This window comes from Nocardioides sp. Bht2 (assembly GCF_047308515.1).
In the GTDB taxonomy this organism is placed as follows: Bacteria; Actinomycetota; Actinomycetes; order Propionibacteriales; family Nocardioidaceae; genus Nocardioides.
Window position 1 is genome coordinate 261,626 of record NZ_JBLBWI010000002.1, and the last position, 15,173, is coordinate 276,798.

The 15,173-nt window shown below is 69.3% G+C and carries 17 protein-coding genes and 1 riboswitch; of the genes, 10 read left to right on the forward strand and 7 right to left on the reverse strand.

Annotated features, from left to right (window positions below):
- Positions 1-172: 172 nt before the first annotated feature.
- The 3 genes from ACLM5J_RS06450 to ACLM5J_RS06460 all read right to left on the reverse strand — a co-directional run bounded on the left by ACLM5J_RS06450 (position 173) and on the right by ACLM5J_RS06460 (position 3,566).
- Positions 173-1,036, reverse strand: coding sequence for an esterase/lipase family protein (locus ACLM5J_RS06450; protein WP_413655247.1), 864 nt, complete (start codon positions 1,034-1,036; stop codon positions 173-175).
- Between the two features lie 126 nt (positions 1,037-1,162).
- Complete coding sequence (locus ACLM5J_RS06455) at positions 1,163-1,834, reverse strand: TetR/AcrR family transcriptional regulator (RefSeq protein ID WP_413655248.1); 672 nt, start codon at positions 1,832-1,834, stop codon at positions 1,163-1,165.
- A gap of 4 nt (positions 1,835-1,838) precedes the next feature.
- Positions 1,839-3,566: a fumarate hydratase gene (locus ACLM5J_RS06460; protein WP_413655249.1), complete on the reverse strand. Its 1,728-nt coding sequence runs from the start codon at positions 3,564-3,566 to the stop codon at positions 1,839-1,841.
- 135 nt (positions 3,567-3,701) lie between these two features.
- Here ACLM5J_RS06460 and ACLM5J_RS06465 point away from each other — a divergent pair, with 135 nt between their 5' ends.
- The 9 genes from ACLM5J_RS06465 to thiC all read left to right on the forward strand — a co-directional run bounded on the left by ACLM5J_RS06465 (position 3,702) and on the right by thiC (position 11,452).
- A complete protein-coding gene (locus ACLM5J_RS06465; protein WP_413655250.1) occupies positions 3,702-4,778 on the forward strand; it encodes an FAD-dependent oxidoreductase in 1,077 nt (358 codons plus the stop codon).
- A 70-nt stretch (positions 4,779-4,848) separates the two neighbouring features.
- Complete coding sequence (locus ACLM5J_RS06470) at positions 4,849-5,508, forward strand: DUF1707 SHOCT-like domain-containing protein (protein WP_413655251.1); 660 nt, start codon at positions 4,849-4,851, stop codon at positions 5,506-5,508.
- Between the two features lie 73 nt (positions 5,509-5,581).
- A riboswitch (TPP riboswitch) is annotated at positions 5,582-5,691 on the forward strand.
- Positions 5,687-6,298 (forward strand): thiamine phosphate synthase, encoded by a 612-nt coding sequence (locus tag ACLM5J_RS06475; protein ID WP_413655252.1) that lies wholly within the window; start codon positions 5,687-5,689, stop codon positions 6,296-6,298. (Overlaps the previous riboswitch by 5 nt.)
- Positions 6,295-7,371 carry an FAD-dependent oxidoreductase gene (locus ACLM5J_RS06480; RefSeq protein ID WP_413655253.1) on the forward strand — a complete coding sequence of 359 codons (1,077 nt, stop codon included), beginning with the start codon at positions 6,295-6,297 and terminating at the stop codon, positions 7,369-7,371. Before ACLM5J_RS06475 ends, ACLM5J_RS06480 begins: the two co-directional genes overlap by 4 nt.
- Positions 7,368-7,568 carry a sulfur carrier protein ThiS gene (thiS, locus tag ACLM5J_RS06485; RefSeq protein WP_413655254.1) on the forward strand — a complete coding sequence of 67 codons (201 nt, stop codon included), beginning with the start codon at positions 7,368-7,370 and terminating at the stop codon, positions 7,566-7,568. The genes ACLM5J_RS06480 and thiS overlap by 4 nt, the downstream gene beginning before the upstream one ends.
- Positions 7,565-8,326, forward strand: coding sequence for a thiazole synthase (locus tag ACLM5J_RS06490; protein ID WP_413655255.1), 762 nt, complete (start codon positions 7,565-7,567; stop codon positions 8,324-8,326). Before thiS ends, ACLM5J_RS06490 begins: the two co-directional genes overlap by 4 nt.
- Positions 8,323-8,898, forward strand: a complete 576-nt coding sequence (locus ACLM5J_RS06495) for a thiamine phosphate synthase (RefSeq protein WP_413655256.1) — start codon at positions 8,323-8,325, stop codon at positions 8,896-8,898. Before ACLM5J_RS06490 ends, ACLM5J_RS06495 begins: the two co-directional genes overlap by 4 nt.
- Positions 8,895-9,713: a bifunctional hydroxymethylpyrimidine kinase/phosphomethylpyrimidine kinase gene (gene thiD, locus ACLM5J_RS06500; RefSeq protein ID WP_413655257.1), complete on the forward strand. Its 819-nt coding sequence runs from the start codon at positions 8,895-8,897 to the stop codon at positions 9,711-9,713. Before ACLM5J_RS06495 ends, thiD begins: the two co-directional genes overlap by 4 nt.
- Positions 9,710-11,452 (forward strand): phosphomethylpyrimidine synthase ThiC, encoded by a 1,743-nt coding sequence (gene thiC / locus ACLM5J_RS06505; protein WP_413655258.1) that lies wholly within the window; start codon positions 9,710-9,712, stop codon positions 11,450-11,452. The genes thiD and thiC overlap by 4 nt, the downstream gene beginning before the upstream one ends.
- On the opposite strand, the gene ACLM5J_RS06510 is transcribed toward thiC, so the two are convergent.
- On the reverse strand, positions 11,398-11,961 hold the full coding sequence (locus tag ACLM5J_RS06510; protein ID WP_413655259.1) for an AAA family ATPase: 564 nt from the start codon (positions 11,959-11,961) through the stop codon (positions 11,398-11,400). The two genes, thiC and ACLM5J_RS06510, sit on opposite strands and share 55 nt — an antisense overlap.
- Positions 11,962-12,375: 414 nt before the next feature.
- Here ACLM5J_RS06510 and ACLM5J_RS06515 point away from each other — a divergent pair, with 414 nt between their 5' ends.
- On the forward strand, positions 12,376-12,717 hold the full coding sequence (locus ACLM5J_RS06515) for an SAM-dependent methyltransferase (protein WP_413655260.1): 342 nt from the start codon (positions 12,376-12,378) through the stop codon (positions 12,715-12,717).
- On the opposite strand, the gene ACLM5J_RS06520 is transcribed toward ACLM5J_RS06515, so the two are convergent.
- From ACLM5J_RS06520 to ACLM5J_RS06530, 3 genes are all read right to left on the reverse strand, one after another.
- Positions 12,707-13,849, reverse strand: coding sequence for a PQQ-dependent sugar dehydrogenase (locus tag ACLM5J_RS06520; RefSeq protein ID WP_413655261.1), 1,143 nt, complete (start codon positions 13,847-13,849; stop codon positions 12,707-12,709). The two genes, ACLM5J_RS06515 and ACLM5J_RS06520, sit on opposite strands and share 11 nt — an antisense overlap.
- Positions 13,850-13,973: 124 nt before the next feature.
- Positions 13,974-14,936, reverse strand: a complete 963-nt coding sequence (locus ACLM5J_RS06525) for an alpha/beta fold hydrolase (protein ID WP_413655263.1) — start codon at positions 14,934-14,936, stop codon at positions 13,974-13,976.
- Between the two features lie 48 nt (positions 14,937-14,984).
- Positions 14,985-15,167, reverse strand: coding sequence for a hypothetical protein (locus ACLM5J_RS06530; RefSeq protein WP_413655264.1), 183 nt, complete (start codon positions 15,165-15,167; stop codon positions 14,985-14,987).
- Positions 15,168-15,173 lie beyond the last annotated feature (6 nt).

Sequence of the window (15,173 nt, forward strand, 5' to 3'; positions counted from 1 at the left end):
GTTCGTGTCGGTGGCGGATGCGTGGGGCCATGGGAGCGGCAGGGGTTGCCGTGGTGGGATACAGCCCCACGCATCCTGATCGGGTGCCGGTAGGCGTCGGTCCCGTCCCCCCGTTACGACGGGTTCGACACCTACCGGCGGGTCTGCCTCACCGAGGCGGTCTCAGGGGCGACTAGAGGCCCAGGGCCCAGTAGGGAACGCAGCGGAGCCGGTTGCTCGGGTCCAGTTCGCGGAGTACCAGGGACGCGACGTTCGGATCGACGGCGAGGCCGAGGTGTCCGGAGAAGTCGAGCCCGCAGGCCTGCTGGAGCACGATGTTCTTGACGTTCGGAGCCGGTGCCAGACGCCCGCTGGTGTAGGGCACAACGACGGTGTCGTAGGTGCTGATGATGCTGGTGTACTGCGGTCCAGCGACGGTGACGCCGCCGGCGTTGAGGTCCTCGAGGAAATCCGAGCCAGGTAGGAACTCCTTGCAGGCACCGCATCCGCCGGAGTTGAGGGCGTCGTCGAAGCCGAGGGCGACGGCGAGAGGCCCGAGGCCGTAGAGCGTGGTGCCGGCGAAGTTGGAGCCGAAGCCGATGAACTTCTTGACGGCGGTGTCGCCGCCGAGGAACTTGAGGTAGTACGCCGGGACGGTGGTGCCTTCGGAGTGTCCGACGATGTTCACCTTGGCAGCGCCGGTGGCGGCACGGACCCGGTCGACGAACCTGGCCAGCGTGGCCGCACTGGTCCGCATCGAGTCGAGTCCGCCGATCGCCGGGCCGAGCCAGATCGTGCCGTAGGTCTCCATGAAGACGCAGTTGTCGTCGGCTGCGATGGCCGGCGCCAGGGTAGCGAAGTTGACCGGGGCGTTGGCACCCATGCCGTGCACGAGCACGACGGGTTCGGGATGTGCGGCGCTCGGCTTGCAGTTCCAGTTGTTGATACCGGACGACGGCGGTGCGGCGCTGTGGGCCTGAGCCGGTGTGATGGCGACGGTGGCGCCGACCATCCCCAGCCAGACGGCGATGGCGCCGGCGAGATGCTTGAGCTTCATGTCGTTCCTCCCCCGAGGATCAAGGTCGGACTCAGTACAACATGATCTCAGGTTGTGAACAAGGAATCTTTTCCAAGATCGTCACGGCCGTGCGCCCGGGCCGCACCGAGAGCGGAACCGGTCGCGTCAGCGGCGGGTGGAGACGGGCGTGTCCACACCCATCCCGGCCCGCAGGGTTCCGTAGAAGACGGTCAACCGCCGGCTGAGCGCCTCGACCTGGGCCGAGCTCTCCGCCGGGTCCAGATCGATCGACTGGCTGTGGCTCCAGTCGGCGATGATGTCGAGGAGGCCACCGACCAGGCCGGTGGAGAGGCCCGGGAGGACTCCGGGGACGTCGAACTCCGCCCAGATCGACTCGATGTAGGCCGCGATCGTCCGCCGATTCTCCCGACGGATCCGCTCGACGGCGACCGAGGTGGCGGCCCCCTCGCCGAAGGTCACCCGGGCGGTACGGATGTCGTTGCCGAAACTGCCGGCGAGGCTGGACAGGAGGGCCCGGCTGATCGCCTCTTCGGTCTGCTCCGCCCCCTCACGGGAGGCGAAGGCTGCCGCGAAGGAACGCTGCGTGACCTGGATCAGCAACTGGTGGTAGCAGGCCTCACGGCTCTCGAAGACCTCGTAGAAGCTCTTCGTCGCCACATAGGCGTGCTGACACAGTTGCTCGATCGTCGTCGCCGCGTATCCCTGACGGGCGAAGAGGTCCAGGGCGGAGTCGAGAAGCGCCTGGCGCCGGAGTTCGCGACGCTGGTCGGCGTCGAGCCCCTTGATCACCCGGCGTCGGGGCGCTTCTCCCGCCACCGGGTCAGCGCTCCTGGGAGCGGACTCGGATGCCGGTGATCGGAACGGTGACCGCGCCGGAGGGGTCGGTGAAGAAGTCGTTGCCCTTGTCGTCGACCACGATGAAGGCCGGGAAGTCCTCGACCTCGATCTTCCAGACCGCTTCCATGCCGAGCTCGGGGTACTCGATGACCTCTTGGGACTTGATGCAGTCCAACGCCAGACGGGCGGCCGGGCCACCGATCGAGCCGAGGTAGAAACCGCCGTGGGTACCGCAGGCATCGGTCACCTGCTTGGACCGGTTGCCCTTGGCCAGCATCACCATCGAGCCGCCGGCAGCCTGGAACTGCTCGACGTAGGAGTCCATCCGGCCGGCCGTCGTCGGGCCGAAGGAACCGGACGCCATGCCTTCGGGGGTCTTCGCCGGGCCGGCGTAGTAGACCGGGTGGTTCTTCAGGTACTCGGGCATCTCTTCGCCGGCGTCAAGGCGTTCCTTGATCTTGGCGTGAGCGATGTCGCGAGCCACCACCAGTGGGCCGGTCAGCGAGAGGCGGGTCTTCACCGGGTACTTGGAGAGCTCGGCGAGGATCTCCGACATCGGCTGGTTGAGGTCGATCTTGACGACCTCGCCGCCGGCGATGTCGTCGGCGATACCGGCCTCCGGCATGTACTGGGCCGGGTCGGTCTCGAGTTGCTCGAGGAAGACGCCGTCCGGGGTGATCTTGCCCAGGGCCTGGCGGTCTGCCGAGCAGGAGACCGCGATCGCGACCGGGCAGGACGCGCCGTGACGGGGGAGACGGACCACGCGGACGTCGTGGCAGAAGTACTTGCCGCCGAACTGGGCGCCGATGCCGAAGGACTGGGTCAGCTTGAAGACCTCTTCCTCCAGCTCGAGGTCGCGGAAACCGTGGGCGCTCATCGAACCCTCGGTCGGGAGGTCGTCGAGGTAGTGCGCCGAGGCGTACTTGGCAGTCTTCATCGCGTACTCGGCGCTGGTTCCGCCGATCACGATCGCCAGGTGGTACGGCGGGCAGGCCGCGGTACCGAGCGAGCGGATCCTCTCGTCGAGGAACTCCAGCATCCGCTTGGGGTTGAGGACGGCCTTGGTCTCCTGGAAGAGGAACGACTTGTTGGCGCTACCGCCGCCCTTGGCCATGAAGAGGAACTTGTACTCGGGCTTCCCGCTGGTCTGCGGCGTCGAGTAGATCTCGATCTGCGCAGGCAGGTTGGTGCCGGTGTTCTTCTCCTCGTAGGTGGTCAGCGGCGCGAGCTGGCTGTAGCGAAGGTTCAGCTTCGTGTAGGCGTCGTAGACACCCTTGCTGATCGCCTCACCGTCGTCGGCGCCGGTCAGCACACCCTCGGACTTCTTGCCCATCACGATCGCGGTGCCGGTGTCCTGGCACATCGGCAGCACGCCACCGGCCGAGATGTTGACGTTCTTGAGCAGGTCGAGCGCCACGAAGCGGTCGTTGCCGCTCGCCTCGGGGTCGTCGATGATCTTGCGCAGCTGGGCCAGGTGGCCGGGGCGCAGGAAGTGGCTGATGTCGTGCATCGCCTCGGTGGTGAGCCGCTGGATCGCCTCGGGGGAGACCCGGAGGAAGGTCTGCGTACTGCCGTCGGCCTGCGGAACCTCGAAAGATTCCACGCCCTCGGTGGTGATCAGGCGGTACGGCGTCTCGTCGGCGCCGTTCGAGCCCTGGGTCGGCAGAAGGTCTGAGTAGCGGAACTCGGGTCCGGATGCAGCGTTGCTCACGAGAACTCAGGGTACGCCGAATCGCCCCGTCGATGGGCCGCGGGTCGGTGCGGATGCGCCCGGCGGGCCGACTTCGGGCAACCCGGCTCACACCGCGTCGGGCATACCTACCGGGGCATCGGTGTTGGAATCGGCGTGGAGCCTTGGGAATCGTTGGTGATTGGTGCCGGTCAAGCCGGCCTGTCGGCTGCCCATCATCTGCTGCGCCGCGGGGTCCGCACCGTGATCCTGGACGCCGACGAGGCTCCCGGCGGAGCCTGGCAACATCGCTGGGACGCGCTCACCATGGACGACGTCCACGGCGTTGCCGATCTCCCCGAGGCGGCCGCACCGCCTCGGGGCGCCGCTCGCGCCAACCGGGCGGTTCCGGACTACTTCGCGGCCTACGAGCAGGCGCATCGGCTCGACGTGCAACGGCCGGTCCGCGTCGATTCGGTGACGTCGGTAGGCGACCTGTTGCAGGTGCGGGCCGGTGAGCGGAGCTGGCTGACCCGCACTCTGGTCAACGCCACCGGGACCTGGACCCGCCCCTTCATCCCGCACTACCCCGGCCACGAGCTCTTCCGGGGCGAGCAACTGCACACGGCGGGCTATCCGGGCCCCGACCACTTCCGGGGCAAGCGGGTGCTGATCGTCGGCGGGGGCGCTAGCGCCGTCCAGTTCATCGGAGCACTTGCGCCGATCACCGAGACCCTCTGGGTGACCAGGCGGGAGCCGGTCTGGCGCGAGGAGTTCGATGGCGAGGCCGGCTACCAGGCCGTGCAGATGGTCCAGGAGCGGGTTCTGCAAGGTCTCGCTCCGCAGAGCGTCGTCAGCGTCACCGGGCTCGCACTTCGGCCCCAGGAGCGGCGCGCCCAGGAGCTGGGTGCCTATCGACGGCGGAAGCCGATGTTCGCCTCGATCGAGGAGGACGGCGTCCGGTGGGCGGACGGCTCCTACGAGCAGGTCGACGTGATCCTGTGGGCGACCGGTTTCCGCGCTGCGCTCGGCCATCTGGCGCCTCTTCACCTGCGCTCTCCCGAGGGCGGGATCCAGTTGGTCGGCACGCCGGGTGCAGGGCAGACCCCCACGCAGACAGCGCTGGACCCGCGGGTGCAACTCGTCGGATACGGCCCCTCGGCCAGCACGATCGGAGCGAACCGGGCGGGCCGCTCCGCCGCGGCGGCGGTCGTCCGCCTGCTCAGCGCCGAACCCGAAGCCGCACTCGGCTGACCACGCCGGGCCCGGCCGGCTACTGGATGAGCTGCCCGAGCGGGGGCCGGACGACGGTTAGGCTCGGGACATGGAGCCATCTCGTGACGAGCCCCAGCAGCCTGACCCGAGCCAGTGGCGGATCTCGGACGCCGATCGGCACCAGGTCGCCGAAGTGTTGCGGCGGGCTGCGGGTGAGGGACGGCTCGATCTGGACGAGCTCGACGAGCGGTTGGACGCCGCGTACGCGGCCAAGGTCTATGCCGACCTGCCGCCGATCCTGGCCGACCTACCGGAGCAGCCTCCGCGGCTTCCGGAGGTGTTGGAGGCAGCCTCGGTGCAGCCGGTCCAGCCCACGGAGACGTCGGCTGTCTCACGCTTCGACACCTCGGTCACGATCATGGGCGGCCAAGCCCGTAAGGGCGTGTGGGAGATCGGCGCCACCCACAACGCCTTCGCGCTGATGGGTGGTGTCGACTTGGACCTGCGGCAGGCGGTCTTCGCCAGCCAGCAGGTAGAGATCACCGCCTGCACGATCATGGGCGGGATCGACATCATCGTGAACGCGCAGACCAAGGTGATCGTCGACGGCATCGGGATCATGGGTGACTTCAGCCAGAGCCGCGATCGGGTCGAGGCGAGCTTGGATGCGATGTCGCCGGTGGTGCGGGTCAAGGGCTTCGCGTTGATGGGCGCGGTCACGGTGACCCGCAAACCGATGCCTACTCCGCGGCGTAAACGGCTCCGCTGAGGCCGCAATCTCCTTGCTGGCTTCGGTTCTGGACAGGTGGTGTAGTCCGAGCTCGGGTTGGTGTTAGCCTCCTTGCATCCAGCACGGGTGCCCACAGCAGTGGGCTGAGATGGAGCTGAAGCTGCTCTGACCGTTGAACCTGCTCCGGGTAATTCCGGCGAAGGAAGCAAGGAACAACATGAGCGCCTTCCGCATTGCTCCACCCCTGCCACGACTCTTCTGTCTGGTCTCAGGACGCGACGATCTCGCGTTGCTTCCGGAGTTGGCCGACGTCGGTGTTGCCGGGTTCCAGGTGCGTGACAAGGAGCTTCCCGACTGGTCGTTGAGGTATCTGGTCGACCGGGTGCTTTCCTTCGTCGGTGATCGCAGCATGGTCGTCATCAACGACCGGCTCGGCGTCGCGGTGGCGGCCCAGGCGCACGGCGTCCACCTCGGCCGCGAGGACCTGCCGATCGACCGCGCCCGCGAGCAGGCGCCGGAGCTGGTGATCGGAGCCACCTGCCGGAGCCGTGACGACGTCGACCGGGCGTCGGCGCTCGGTGCCGACTATGCCGGGTTCGGGCCGATCGCGGTGAGTGGATCCAAGCAGGGTTTGCCGGAACCTCTCGGTTGTCCGGCGATCACCAGCGCTGTCGGAGTGCTGCCGTTGATCGCTATCGGCGGGATCGACGCGGCGCTGGCGACCCGGGCCCGGGCCGCCGGAGCCCACGGCGTTGCGGTGATCGGCTCGATCTGGCGACAACCTGATCCGGTCCTGGCCGCGAAGGAGCTGGTGGACGCCGCCCGGTGAGCGCGGTCAGGGTGCTCGGCGCCGGGATCGTCGGGCTCAGCGTGGCCGAGGCGCTACTCGCCGAGGGACATCGGGTCGAGGTGGTCGATCCTGCTCCCGGATCGGGGGCCTCGTTCGCGGCCGCTGGCATGCTGACGCCGGCCGGTGAGGTGTGGCACGACGAACCGGAGCTGCTTGCTCAGGGGCGGGCGAGCTTGGCGTTGTGGCCGGAGCTCGCAGCCCGCCTCGGCGTCCGTCTCGACCGCCATGGCACCTTGGTGGTCGGCTGCGACGCGGGCGACGTCCAGCAGGTGGAGCGGCACGCCAGTCTGCTCAGCGAGCTGGGTGAGGTGCCGCAGTTGCTGACCCGTGCCGAGCTGCGACGTCTCGAAGCCGAGGTCGGACCACGGGTCAGCGCTGCGCTGTGGCTGCCGGATGAACCGGCGGTCGATCCACGGGCGGTGGTCGCGGCGTTACGCCGTCGGATCCCGGTCGCCGCGACGCCATCCGGAGGTGCGCCTGAGGTGACGGTGATCGCGACCGGGGCCCAGTTGCCGGAGCCCTGGCGTGGCCTGGTCCGGCCGGTGCGTGGCGAGATCCTTCGGCTCAGGCTGGGGTCACCTCCGGGGCACACCCTGCGTGGCTGGGTCCGCGGCGAACCCGTCTACGTGGTTCCACGCCCGGATGGCGATGTGGTGGTCGGCGCGACCAGCGAGGAGCACGACGCGCCCGCCGAGGTCAGTGCCGGGGGTGTGCTTCGGCTGCTGCAGGGCGCCCGTGAGCTGGTTCCGGCTCTGGACCGGGCGGTCTTCTTGGAAGCGGCCGCCCGAGATCGGCCGGCGGCAGTCGACAATCTGCCGCTGGTCGGCCCGCCGCCCTGGGCCGGGGGCCGGGAGTACGGCCAGGTCGTGCTGGCTGCCGGGCTGCACCGCCACGGCGTCCTGCTGGCGCCACTTGTGGCCCGGCTCGTTGCGCAGCACCTGGCGACGGGCCGCGTCGAGGAGCTCTTCGATCCCCGGCGCGCCGTGGTTGCGCGATCCGCGCCGACGCCTGAAACGAATACCCCACGTCCTACCGACAGGAGAGAGCCATGAGGATCACCGTGAACGGAGTCGACGAGTCCCTGCCCCAGGGGTGGACGCTGGGCGATCTCGTCGCCCGGCACCGCCCGGAGCAGGCCGGGAGCGCCGTTGCCCATAACGGGATGGTGGTGCCGCGCATTCGGTATCGCAGCACCGTGCTCGCACCTGGAGACGTCGTCGAGATCGTGACGGCGGTGCAGGGCGGATGAGTCTCGAGATCGCGGGCAGGGCCTTCGCCTCCCGACTCTTCCTCGGCACCGGCGGCCTGCCCAATTCCGCCTTGCTGGAGCCGATGCTTGCGGCCGCCCAGCCCGCTCTGGTGACGGTCAGCATGCGGCGCCAGGGCAGTCAGGCCGAGACCGGACTGCTGGCGACGCTACGGCGTCACGACGTGGCGATCCTGCCGAACACCGCGGGCTGTCTTTCGGCCCGTGAGGCCGTACTGACCGCCCAGCTGGCCCGCGAAGCGCTGGACACCTCGTGGGTCAAGCTGGAGGTGATCGGCGACGAGAACAGTCTGATGCCGGACGTCGTCGAGCTGCTGGACGCCGCCGAGCAGCTCGTCCGCGACGGCTTCACCGTCCTGCCTTACACGACTGACGATCCGGTCCTCGCGCGTCGCCTCGCCGACGTCGGCTGCGCAGCGGTCATGCCGCTCGGGGCACCCATCGGCTCTGGTCTCGGGGTACTCAACCCGCACGCGATCGAAGCGGTGATCGCCGCCGTCGACATCCCGGTCGTGTTGGACGCCGGGATCGGCACCGCCTCGGATGCGGCCCGCGCTATCGAGCTGGGCTGCGATGCGGTCCTGGCCGCGACCGCGGTCACCCGTGCCGCGGACCCGGTGCTGATGGCGAAGGCGTTGCGCTGGGCGGTGGTGGCCGGTGAGGCAGCGGCCACCGCGGGCCGAATTCCCCGGCGGGCAGGCGCTCGCGCATCCAGCCCGATGGTGGGGCGGATCGGATGAGTGTTCCTCGCCTGGTCGTGCTCACCGACCGGCATCAGTTGCCGGTGGACGTCGAGTTGGTCGACCATCTGGCGCGATGCGCTGAGGCTGGTCTGACCCACGTCTTGGTGCGCGAGCTCGATCTTGCCGACGCGGACCGCGAAAGGCTGGCAGAGCGCTTACGGAGCGAGGGTCTGACCCTCTGGAGCGCTCATCGTGCAGTGCCAGGGGTGGCCGGTGTGCACCTTCCCGATCCGGACGGTTCGTACCCGGTGCGCGGCCGCACCGAGGGGCTGGCCTGGGGGCGTTCCTGCCACCGCCCGGACCAGGTGGGTGCGGCGGCCCGTGCTGGTGCTTCGTGGGCCACGCTCTCGCCGGTCGCGCCGTCGTTGAGCAAGCCGGGGCGGCGTCCGTTGGACTGGTCCGCCCTTGCCGGCCACGAGATTCCGGTGCTCGCGCTCGGTGGGGTCGAGGTGGCGAACGCCCGGGCACTCCGAGCGGCCGGCGCCCACGGCGTCGCGGTGATGGGGGCGGTGATGCGTGCCGTCGACCCCGGCGCGGTCGTTGGTCGACTCGTCGAGGAGTGCCGATGACGACGCCTCCGGTCGTGCTCAGTGTCGCCGGCACCGACTCCGGTGGCGCCGCCGGCACCGCGGCCGACCTCACCACCTTCGCCGCGCTCGGAGTGCATGGCGCCTGCGTGGTCACGGCGGTCACCGCCCAACACACGTTGGGGGTCGACGCGATCCATCCCGTTCCTCTGGAGGTGGTCTCGGCGCAACTCTCCGCCGTCCTCGACGACCTTCCGGTGGCGGCGGTGAAGACCGGCATGTTGGGTTCCGCCGAGGCCGTCCGGCTCGTCGCCGAGCGATGCGCCGGGCTGCCCCTGGTCGTCGATCCCGTCCTGGTCGCTACCAGCGGTGCCGTGCTCGGTGGAAAAGCCGTGCGGGACGCCTACCTGAGGTCGCTGCTGCCGGTGGCCACCGTCGTCACGCCCAACCTGACGGAGGCTGCGGCTCTGGCGGGGGCCGACGCCGCTGGTGGCCGGGCCCAGCCGGCCGAGCTCGCCAAGCGGTTGGCGGGTCACGGCTGCGGAGTTCTGTTGACCGGAGGCCCCGAATGGCGTCCCGGAGACGTTGCCGACACCTGTACCGACTGGCTGGCTCTGCCGGACGGCACCGTGCAGCGCCTCCAGCATTCGACCCTCGCCACCACCAACGATCACGGCACCGGCTGCACCTTCAGTGCCGCCGTCGCGGCGCTGCTGGCCCATGGCCACGAACTGGAGTCGGCCGCGGAGATGGCCGCTGGCTTCACCACCACCCAACTGGCTCGCGGTAGCGCCTGGAGGCTCGGGCGCGGACGCGGGCCGATCGCCCATGTCAACGAATTGAGGAGCACCCGATGAACGTCCACGAGTCCCATAGCCGGCGCTACCTGGCGGGCAGCCGCGCCGACCTCCAGGTTCCGTACACCCGAGTCGCCCTCACCAACGGTGACCACTTCGACCGCTACACGACGGCAGGCCCGGGCAGCGAACCTGAACAGGGGTTGACGAAACTGCGCGACGGTTGGATCGCCGAGCGTGGCGACACCGAGAACTACGAGGGCAGGCCGCCGTCCCCGCTCGACGACGGCCGGGGTGCGCTCCGCCGTGAAGCGCAGCAGCGGTGGGAGGGAGAGCGGGGCGCGCCGCTGCGTGCCCGCGAGGGCAGCACGGTCACCCAGATGCACTACGCCAGGGCTGGTCGGATCACACCCGAGATGGAGTTCGTCGCGCTCCGGGAGGGCTGTGACGTCGAGCTGGTGCGCAGCGAGGTCGCCGCAGGTCGCGCGATCATTCCGCTGAACGTCAACCATCCGGAGGCGGAGCCGATGATCATCGGACGCCGCTTCCTGGTGAAGGTGAACGCGAACATCGGCAACAGCGCGGTGACGTCGTCGATCAGCGAAGAGGTCGACAAGCTCACCTGGGCGATCACCTGGGGCGCGGACACGGTGATGGACCTCTCCACGGGGGACGACATCCACACCACCCGGGAGTGGATCATCCGTAACTCGCCGGTGCCGATCGGCACCGTGCCCATCTACCAGGCGCTGGAGAAGGTGAACGGGAAGGCCGACGACCTGACCTGGGAGATCTTCCGCGACACCGTGATCGAGCAGTGTGAGCAGGGCGTCGACTACATGACGATCCATGCCGGTGTGCTGTTGCGCTACGTACCGCTGACCGCCGATCGGATCACCGGCATCGTCTCCCGTGGCGGCTCGATCATGGCGGGCTGGTGTCTGGCCCATCACCAGGAGAACTTCCTGTACACGCACTTCGACGAGCTGTGCGAGATCTTCGCGCGCTACGACGTCAGCTTCAGTCTGGGCGACGGGTTGCGTCCGGGCTGCACCGCGGACGCCAACGACGAAGCCCAACTCTCCGAGCTGCGTACCCTCGCCGAACTCACCGAGCGGGCCTGGGCCTACGACGTCCAGGTGATGGTGGAAGGACCGGGTCATGTGCCGCTCAACCTGGTGGAGGAGAACGTCGTCCTACAACAGGACTGGTGCAACGGTGCGCCGTTCTACACGTTGGGCCCGTTGGCCACCGACATCGCGCCGGGCTACGACCACATCACCTCGGCGATCGGTGCTGCGACCATCGCCATGCACGGCACCGCGATGCTCTGTTATGTGACGCCGAAGGAACACCTCGGCCTGCCGAACTGCGACGACGTCAAGACCGGGGTGATCACCTACAAGCTCTCCGCGCACGCCGCGGATATCGCCAAGGGACACCCAGGCGCCCGGGCCTGGGACGACGAGCTCTCCAAGGCCCGTTTCGAGTTCCGGTGGCGCGACCAGTTCGCGTTGTCCTTGGACCCGCACACGGCCGAGTTCTTCCACGACGAGACACTCCCGGCGGAGAACGCGAAGACCGCGCACTTCTGCTCGATGTGTGGGCCGAAGTTCTGCTCGATGCGGATCAGCCAGGACGTCCGTGACCGGTTCGGCAGTGGAGGCTCGGCCCTCGACGGTGCCGAGGTGGCGGAGGCGATGCAGCGGAAGGCCGGAGAGTTCGTGGCCCTCGGCAGCACGGTCTACCTGGACGCCGACGAGGCGAGCGCCCGCAACCAGGTCTCGACCTCGCGCTGAGAACACAGCCGGACCACCACGAGGCCCGGGTTGGCGGCGGCTGTCTGGGCGACCAGCGCCGGGTACTTGCGGCGGGTCCGGATCGCCCACCGGATGATGTGGTCGCGGTCGGTCAGCATGCTGTGCAGCGGCGGCTCGACATTGCCGTTCCACAGCACCTCGCGGCGTCGCGAGCGACGCACGGTGCGCCGCACCACTCGCCACAGGGTGACCCGGAACGGCAGGTCGAGCCAGATCAGCAGCTCTGCCTCGGCCGCCAGCACCGCGCGAACAGCGGTGTACTGCCACTCGGTCACCCAGGCGGGCTGGGCGATCAGTGCGGCGACGTCGTCCAGGAACTCGGGGCGCGGGGTCCAGTCGGGACCGTGGAACAGGGCGTCGATCTCGGTATGGGGCGAGCCGACGGCGTCGGCGATCCGGCCGGCCAGGGTGGTCTTGCCGCTCCCGCTGACGCCGGCGACCAGGATGCGGCGGGGCCGGAGCGGGAGAGGGTCGTCGGCTCCGAGCATGCGGCCGAGCATAGGTCAGGCAGAAGGGCGCGGCGGCTCAGCCGGCGCAGCTCAGGCCCTCGCCGTCCGTGTTGGCGCGCGGCGCGCTCGATCCGCTCGATCATGGCGGCCTCCAGGTCGCATCCGCAGCGCTCCGTGCGGGCGAAGGCGAGACGCACGTCGAGGGGGCTGGCGTCGGCCCCCTCGAGGCGGAGCACCACGCCGTGCCGGTCGAGCACGACCGGGCGGACCGAGGTGTGGCGCACGCCGGGTGCGCCGTAGGCGGCGAGTGCGGTCACCGTGACGGTCTGCGTGGCAGGTGCTGGGTGACGGCGACGATCCGGTCGGGAGAGTCGTCGGAGGGCAGGAACAGGATGCTGGCCTCACGGTGAGCGCAAGATGTGTTCGCGCAACCTGGGCGATAGGGTCGCGGCGATGACCATCCACTTCGTCGGCGCGGGGCCGGGACCGGCCGATCTGTTGACGGTGCGCGCGACCAGGATGCTGGGCTCAGCCGACGTCCTGATCGCGGCGCTCGCCACCACCGATCCCGACGTGATCGCCTTGTGTCGCGAGGATGTCGCGGCTCTCGACCTTCAGCAGTTGGCCAGCGAGCAGGTCGAACAGGTGTTGCTCGCGGCGGGCACGATGGGGCACGCCGTTGTCCTGCTGCTGCCCGGAGCCGGCAGCCTGGAGGAGCGGGAACGGGTGTGGGTAGCGGCGGTGGAGGGTGCGGCGCTCGCCTGGGACCACACCGCTGGCGTGGCTACGGCCTGACCACCAGGATCTGATCGTCCTTGGGGCCCGGGGTGCCACGGGTGTCGCGGTTCGACGTGGTCACCCACAGGTCGCCGTCCGGGGCCACGACGACGGTCCGCAACCGCCCGTACTTCCCGACGAAGTAGGACTGGGGATCGCTTGCCTTGCCGTCGACGACGCGGACCGACCAGAGCCGCTCGCCGCGCAGGGAGGCCATCCAGAGCCTGCCGTCGAGGTAGGCCAGGCCCGAGGGAGAGGCCTCATCGGTGCGCCAGGTGACCTGCGGGTCGGTGAACACGGCGGTGCCGCCCTTGCCCTCGAACTTCGGCCAGCCGTAGTTGCCCCCGGCCTCGATCAGGTTGAGCTCATCGAAGTCCTGAGCCCCGAACTCGCTGGCCCAGAGCCGATCCTGGTCGTCGAAGGCCAGCCCCTGCACATTGCGGTGACCCAGCGTCCAGATCGGGGAGGTCGGGTCCGGATTGCCCGGGGCCGGGTTGCCGTCGGTGTCGATCCGCAGGATCTTCCCACCGAGCGAGGACCGGTCCTGTGACAACGCGGTGTCACCGGTCTCGCCGGTCGAGGCGTAGAGCGCGCCGTCGGGGCCGAACGCCAACCTGCCGCCGTCATGGGTGAAGCCCCGCGGGATGCCGGTCAGGATCGGCTCGGGCTGGCCCAGGGAACGGCCGTCGAAGGTGGCGCGCACGATCCGGTTGTCGGAGTCGGTGGTGAGGTAGAAGAAGAGCAGCCGGTCCTGGGCGAAGTCGGGGGAGACGGCGACGCCGAGCAGCCCCGCCTCGCCGGTCTGCGGCAACGACCCCAGGACGGCGATCTCACGGGTTGTGCCGCCCTTGATCGCCAGCACCCGGCGGGTGTCCCGCTCGGTGACGATCGCGGTCCCGTCGGGCAGGAAGGCCAGGCCCCAGGGCGCGGCCAGGTCGGTGGCGACGGTGCGCACCACCCGCGGGTCGGCGTCCGCTGAACTGCCGCTCGACGTCGGCCGATCGCTGGGTGCCTCTTCGCTGGCGGCGTCGCTGGGCTGGGTGTAGCGCGGGGTACTGGAGGGCTCGTCGTCAGAACTGCAGGCGACCAACAGGCTCGCCGACATCAGGATCGGGAGGGACCACTGCAGGCCGGCTCGTCGGGCGCTCATGTCAGTCGAGGCTAGCGGCGTGGGCCAGCGATCCTGAGCGGTTGGCGCACTTGGGGCACGCACCTCGCCGCGTTGTCGAACACTCGACGGGCCTCCGCCTTGCGATGCACGCACCCCAAGCACGTCAACCATCGCAGGACCACCGACCCACCCCACTAGCCAAGAACTCCAGCAGCAGCTCGTGGACGGCGTCGGGCTGCTCCATGCCGATGAAGTGCGAACCGTTGAGCTCCACGTAGGTGGCCTCCTTCATCCGCGACGCCGCGCCGCGCATTGCGCGCGGACCGGCCAGCAGGTCCCACTTCCCGGCGACGAACATCGCCGGCACGTCGATGCCGCTCAACGAGACCCGCTTATGGGTCGAGGTCCGGACCGCCAGGTGGAAGTACCAGTCGACGGGTGTGCTGACGAACTCCTTGAGTGCGCGCTGGGCGAGCTCGGGATCGGGCAGCGGGAACATGAAACCGGTGTGGCTCAGGGCCGAGATGGTTCGTGGGCCCATCGGCAGCCGGGTGCTGATCGGTGAGATCAGCTTGCCGGTCCGCTTCAATGCTCGCGAGACGTTGACCGAGACGATCCGCGCGAGGGCGGCGGGGATCAGCAGCGGCTCGAGCATCGTGCCGAAGGTGTTGCCGGGCACGCCGGCCATCGCGAAGAGCCCGTCGACCCGTTCAGGGTGCTGGACGGCCACCTCGAACATGGTGTTCACGCCGATCGACCAGCCCATGAAGACCGCGTGTTCCAGCCCGGCCGCGTCGAGGACGGCGAGGGCGTCCTCGGCGAACTCCTCCACGCCCACCCGGTCGGGATCGCTGGGGCGTGCGGAGCCGCCGACACCGCGGTGGTTGAACGAGATCACCCGCACCTTGCAGTCGGGCTCCAGGAACGCCGGCATGGTCCAGGCATTCGTGCCCAGGCCGTTGCACAGCAGCACGGTGGGGCCGTCGATCAGACAGTCAGGGTCGTTCGTCCAGGCCTTCAACACGGTGCCGTCAGCGGAGACGACGTCGTAGAAGAAGGGCTCGATCAGGTCGGCAGGAGCCGGGATGACGCTGATCGGCTCGGCGGGTACGGACGCGGCGGTCATGAGGCAATTCTGCCGCACCAACCGCGATTCGTACCTGCCGACGCTCGATCAGGCGTGCGCGGCCAGCGCTCGACGCTGGGTCGCGGCGACGATGAACTCCTGGACGTCGAGCATCTCGGCGCGGCGAGCGGTCAGGTCGGTGGCAGCGACCATGGCGTTGCGGCGGGCGCGATGCTGGGAGGCGACGGCCCAGGAGTGGACCAGGGTGAGGGGGAGGCGGAGGTGCTTCATGGCGAC

Excerpts from the sequence above, each read along its gene's own strand:
- ACLM5J_RS06530 (WP_413655264.1), bottom strand. The coding sequence starts at position 15,167 with ATGAAGCACCTCCGCCTCCCCCTCACCCTGGTCCACTCCTGGGCCGTC.
- thiS (WP_413655254.1), top strand. The coding sequence starts at position 7,368 with ATGAGGATCACCGTGAACGGAGTCGACGAGTCCCTGCCCCAGGGGTGG.
- ACLM5J_RS06510 (WP_413655259.1), bottom strand. The coding sequence starts at position 11,961 with ATGCTCGGAGCCGACGACCCTCTCCCGCTCCGGCCCCGCCGCATCCTG.
- ACLM5J_RS06525 (WP_413655263.1), bottom strand. The coding sequence starts at position 14,936 with ATGACCGCCGCGTCCGTACCCGCCGAGCCGATCAGCGTCATCCCGGCT.
- ACLM5J_RS06495 (WP_413655256.1), top strand. The coding sequence starts at position 8,323 with ATGAGTGTTCCTCGCCTGGTCGTGCTCACCGACCGGCATCAGTTGCCG.
- thiC (WP_413655258.1), top strand. The coding sequence starts at position 9,710 with ATGAACGTCCACGAGTCCCATAGCCGGCGCTACCTGGCGGGCAGCCGC.
- ACLM5J_RS06515 (WP_413655260.1), top strand. The coding sequence starts at position 12,376 with ATGACCATCCACTTCGTCGGCGCGGGGCCGGGACCGGCCGATCTGTTG.
- ACLM5J_RS06450 (WP_413655247.1), bottom strand. The coding sequence starts at position 1,036 with ATGAAGCTCAAGCATCTCGCCGGCGCCATCGCCGTCTGGCTGGGGATG.
- ACLM5J_RS06520 (WP_413655261.1), bottom strand. The coding sequence starts at position 13,849 with ATGAGCGCCCGACGAGCCGGCCTGCAGTGGTCCCTCCCGATCCTGATG.
- ACLM5J_RS06475 (WP_413655252.1), top strand. The coding sequence starts at position 5,687 with ATGAGCGCCTTCCGCATTGCTCCACCCCTGCCACGACTCTTCTGTCTG.
- ACLM5J_RS06490 (WP_413655255.1), top strand. The coding sequence starts at position 7,565 with ATGAGTCTCGAGATCGCGGGCAGGGCCTTCGCCTCCCGACTCTTCCTC.
- thiD (WP_413655257.1), top strand. The coding sequence starts at position 8,895 with ATGACGACGCCTCCGGTCGTGCTCAGTGTCGCCGGCACCGACTCCGGT.
- ACLM5J_RS06470 (WP_413655251.1), top strand. The coding sequence starts at position 4,849 with ATGGAGCCATCTCGTGACGAGCCCCAGCAGCCTGACCCGAGCCAGTGG.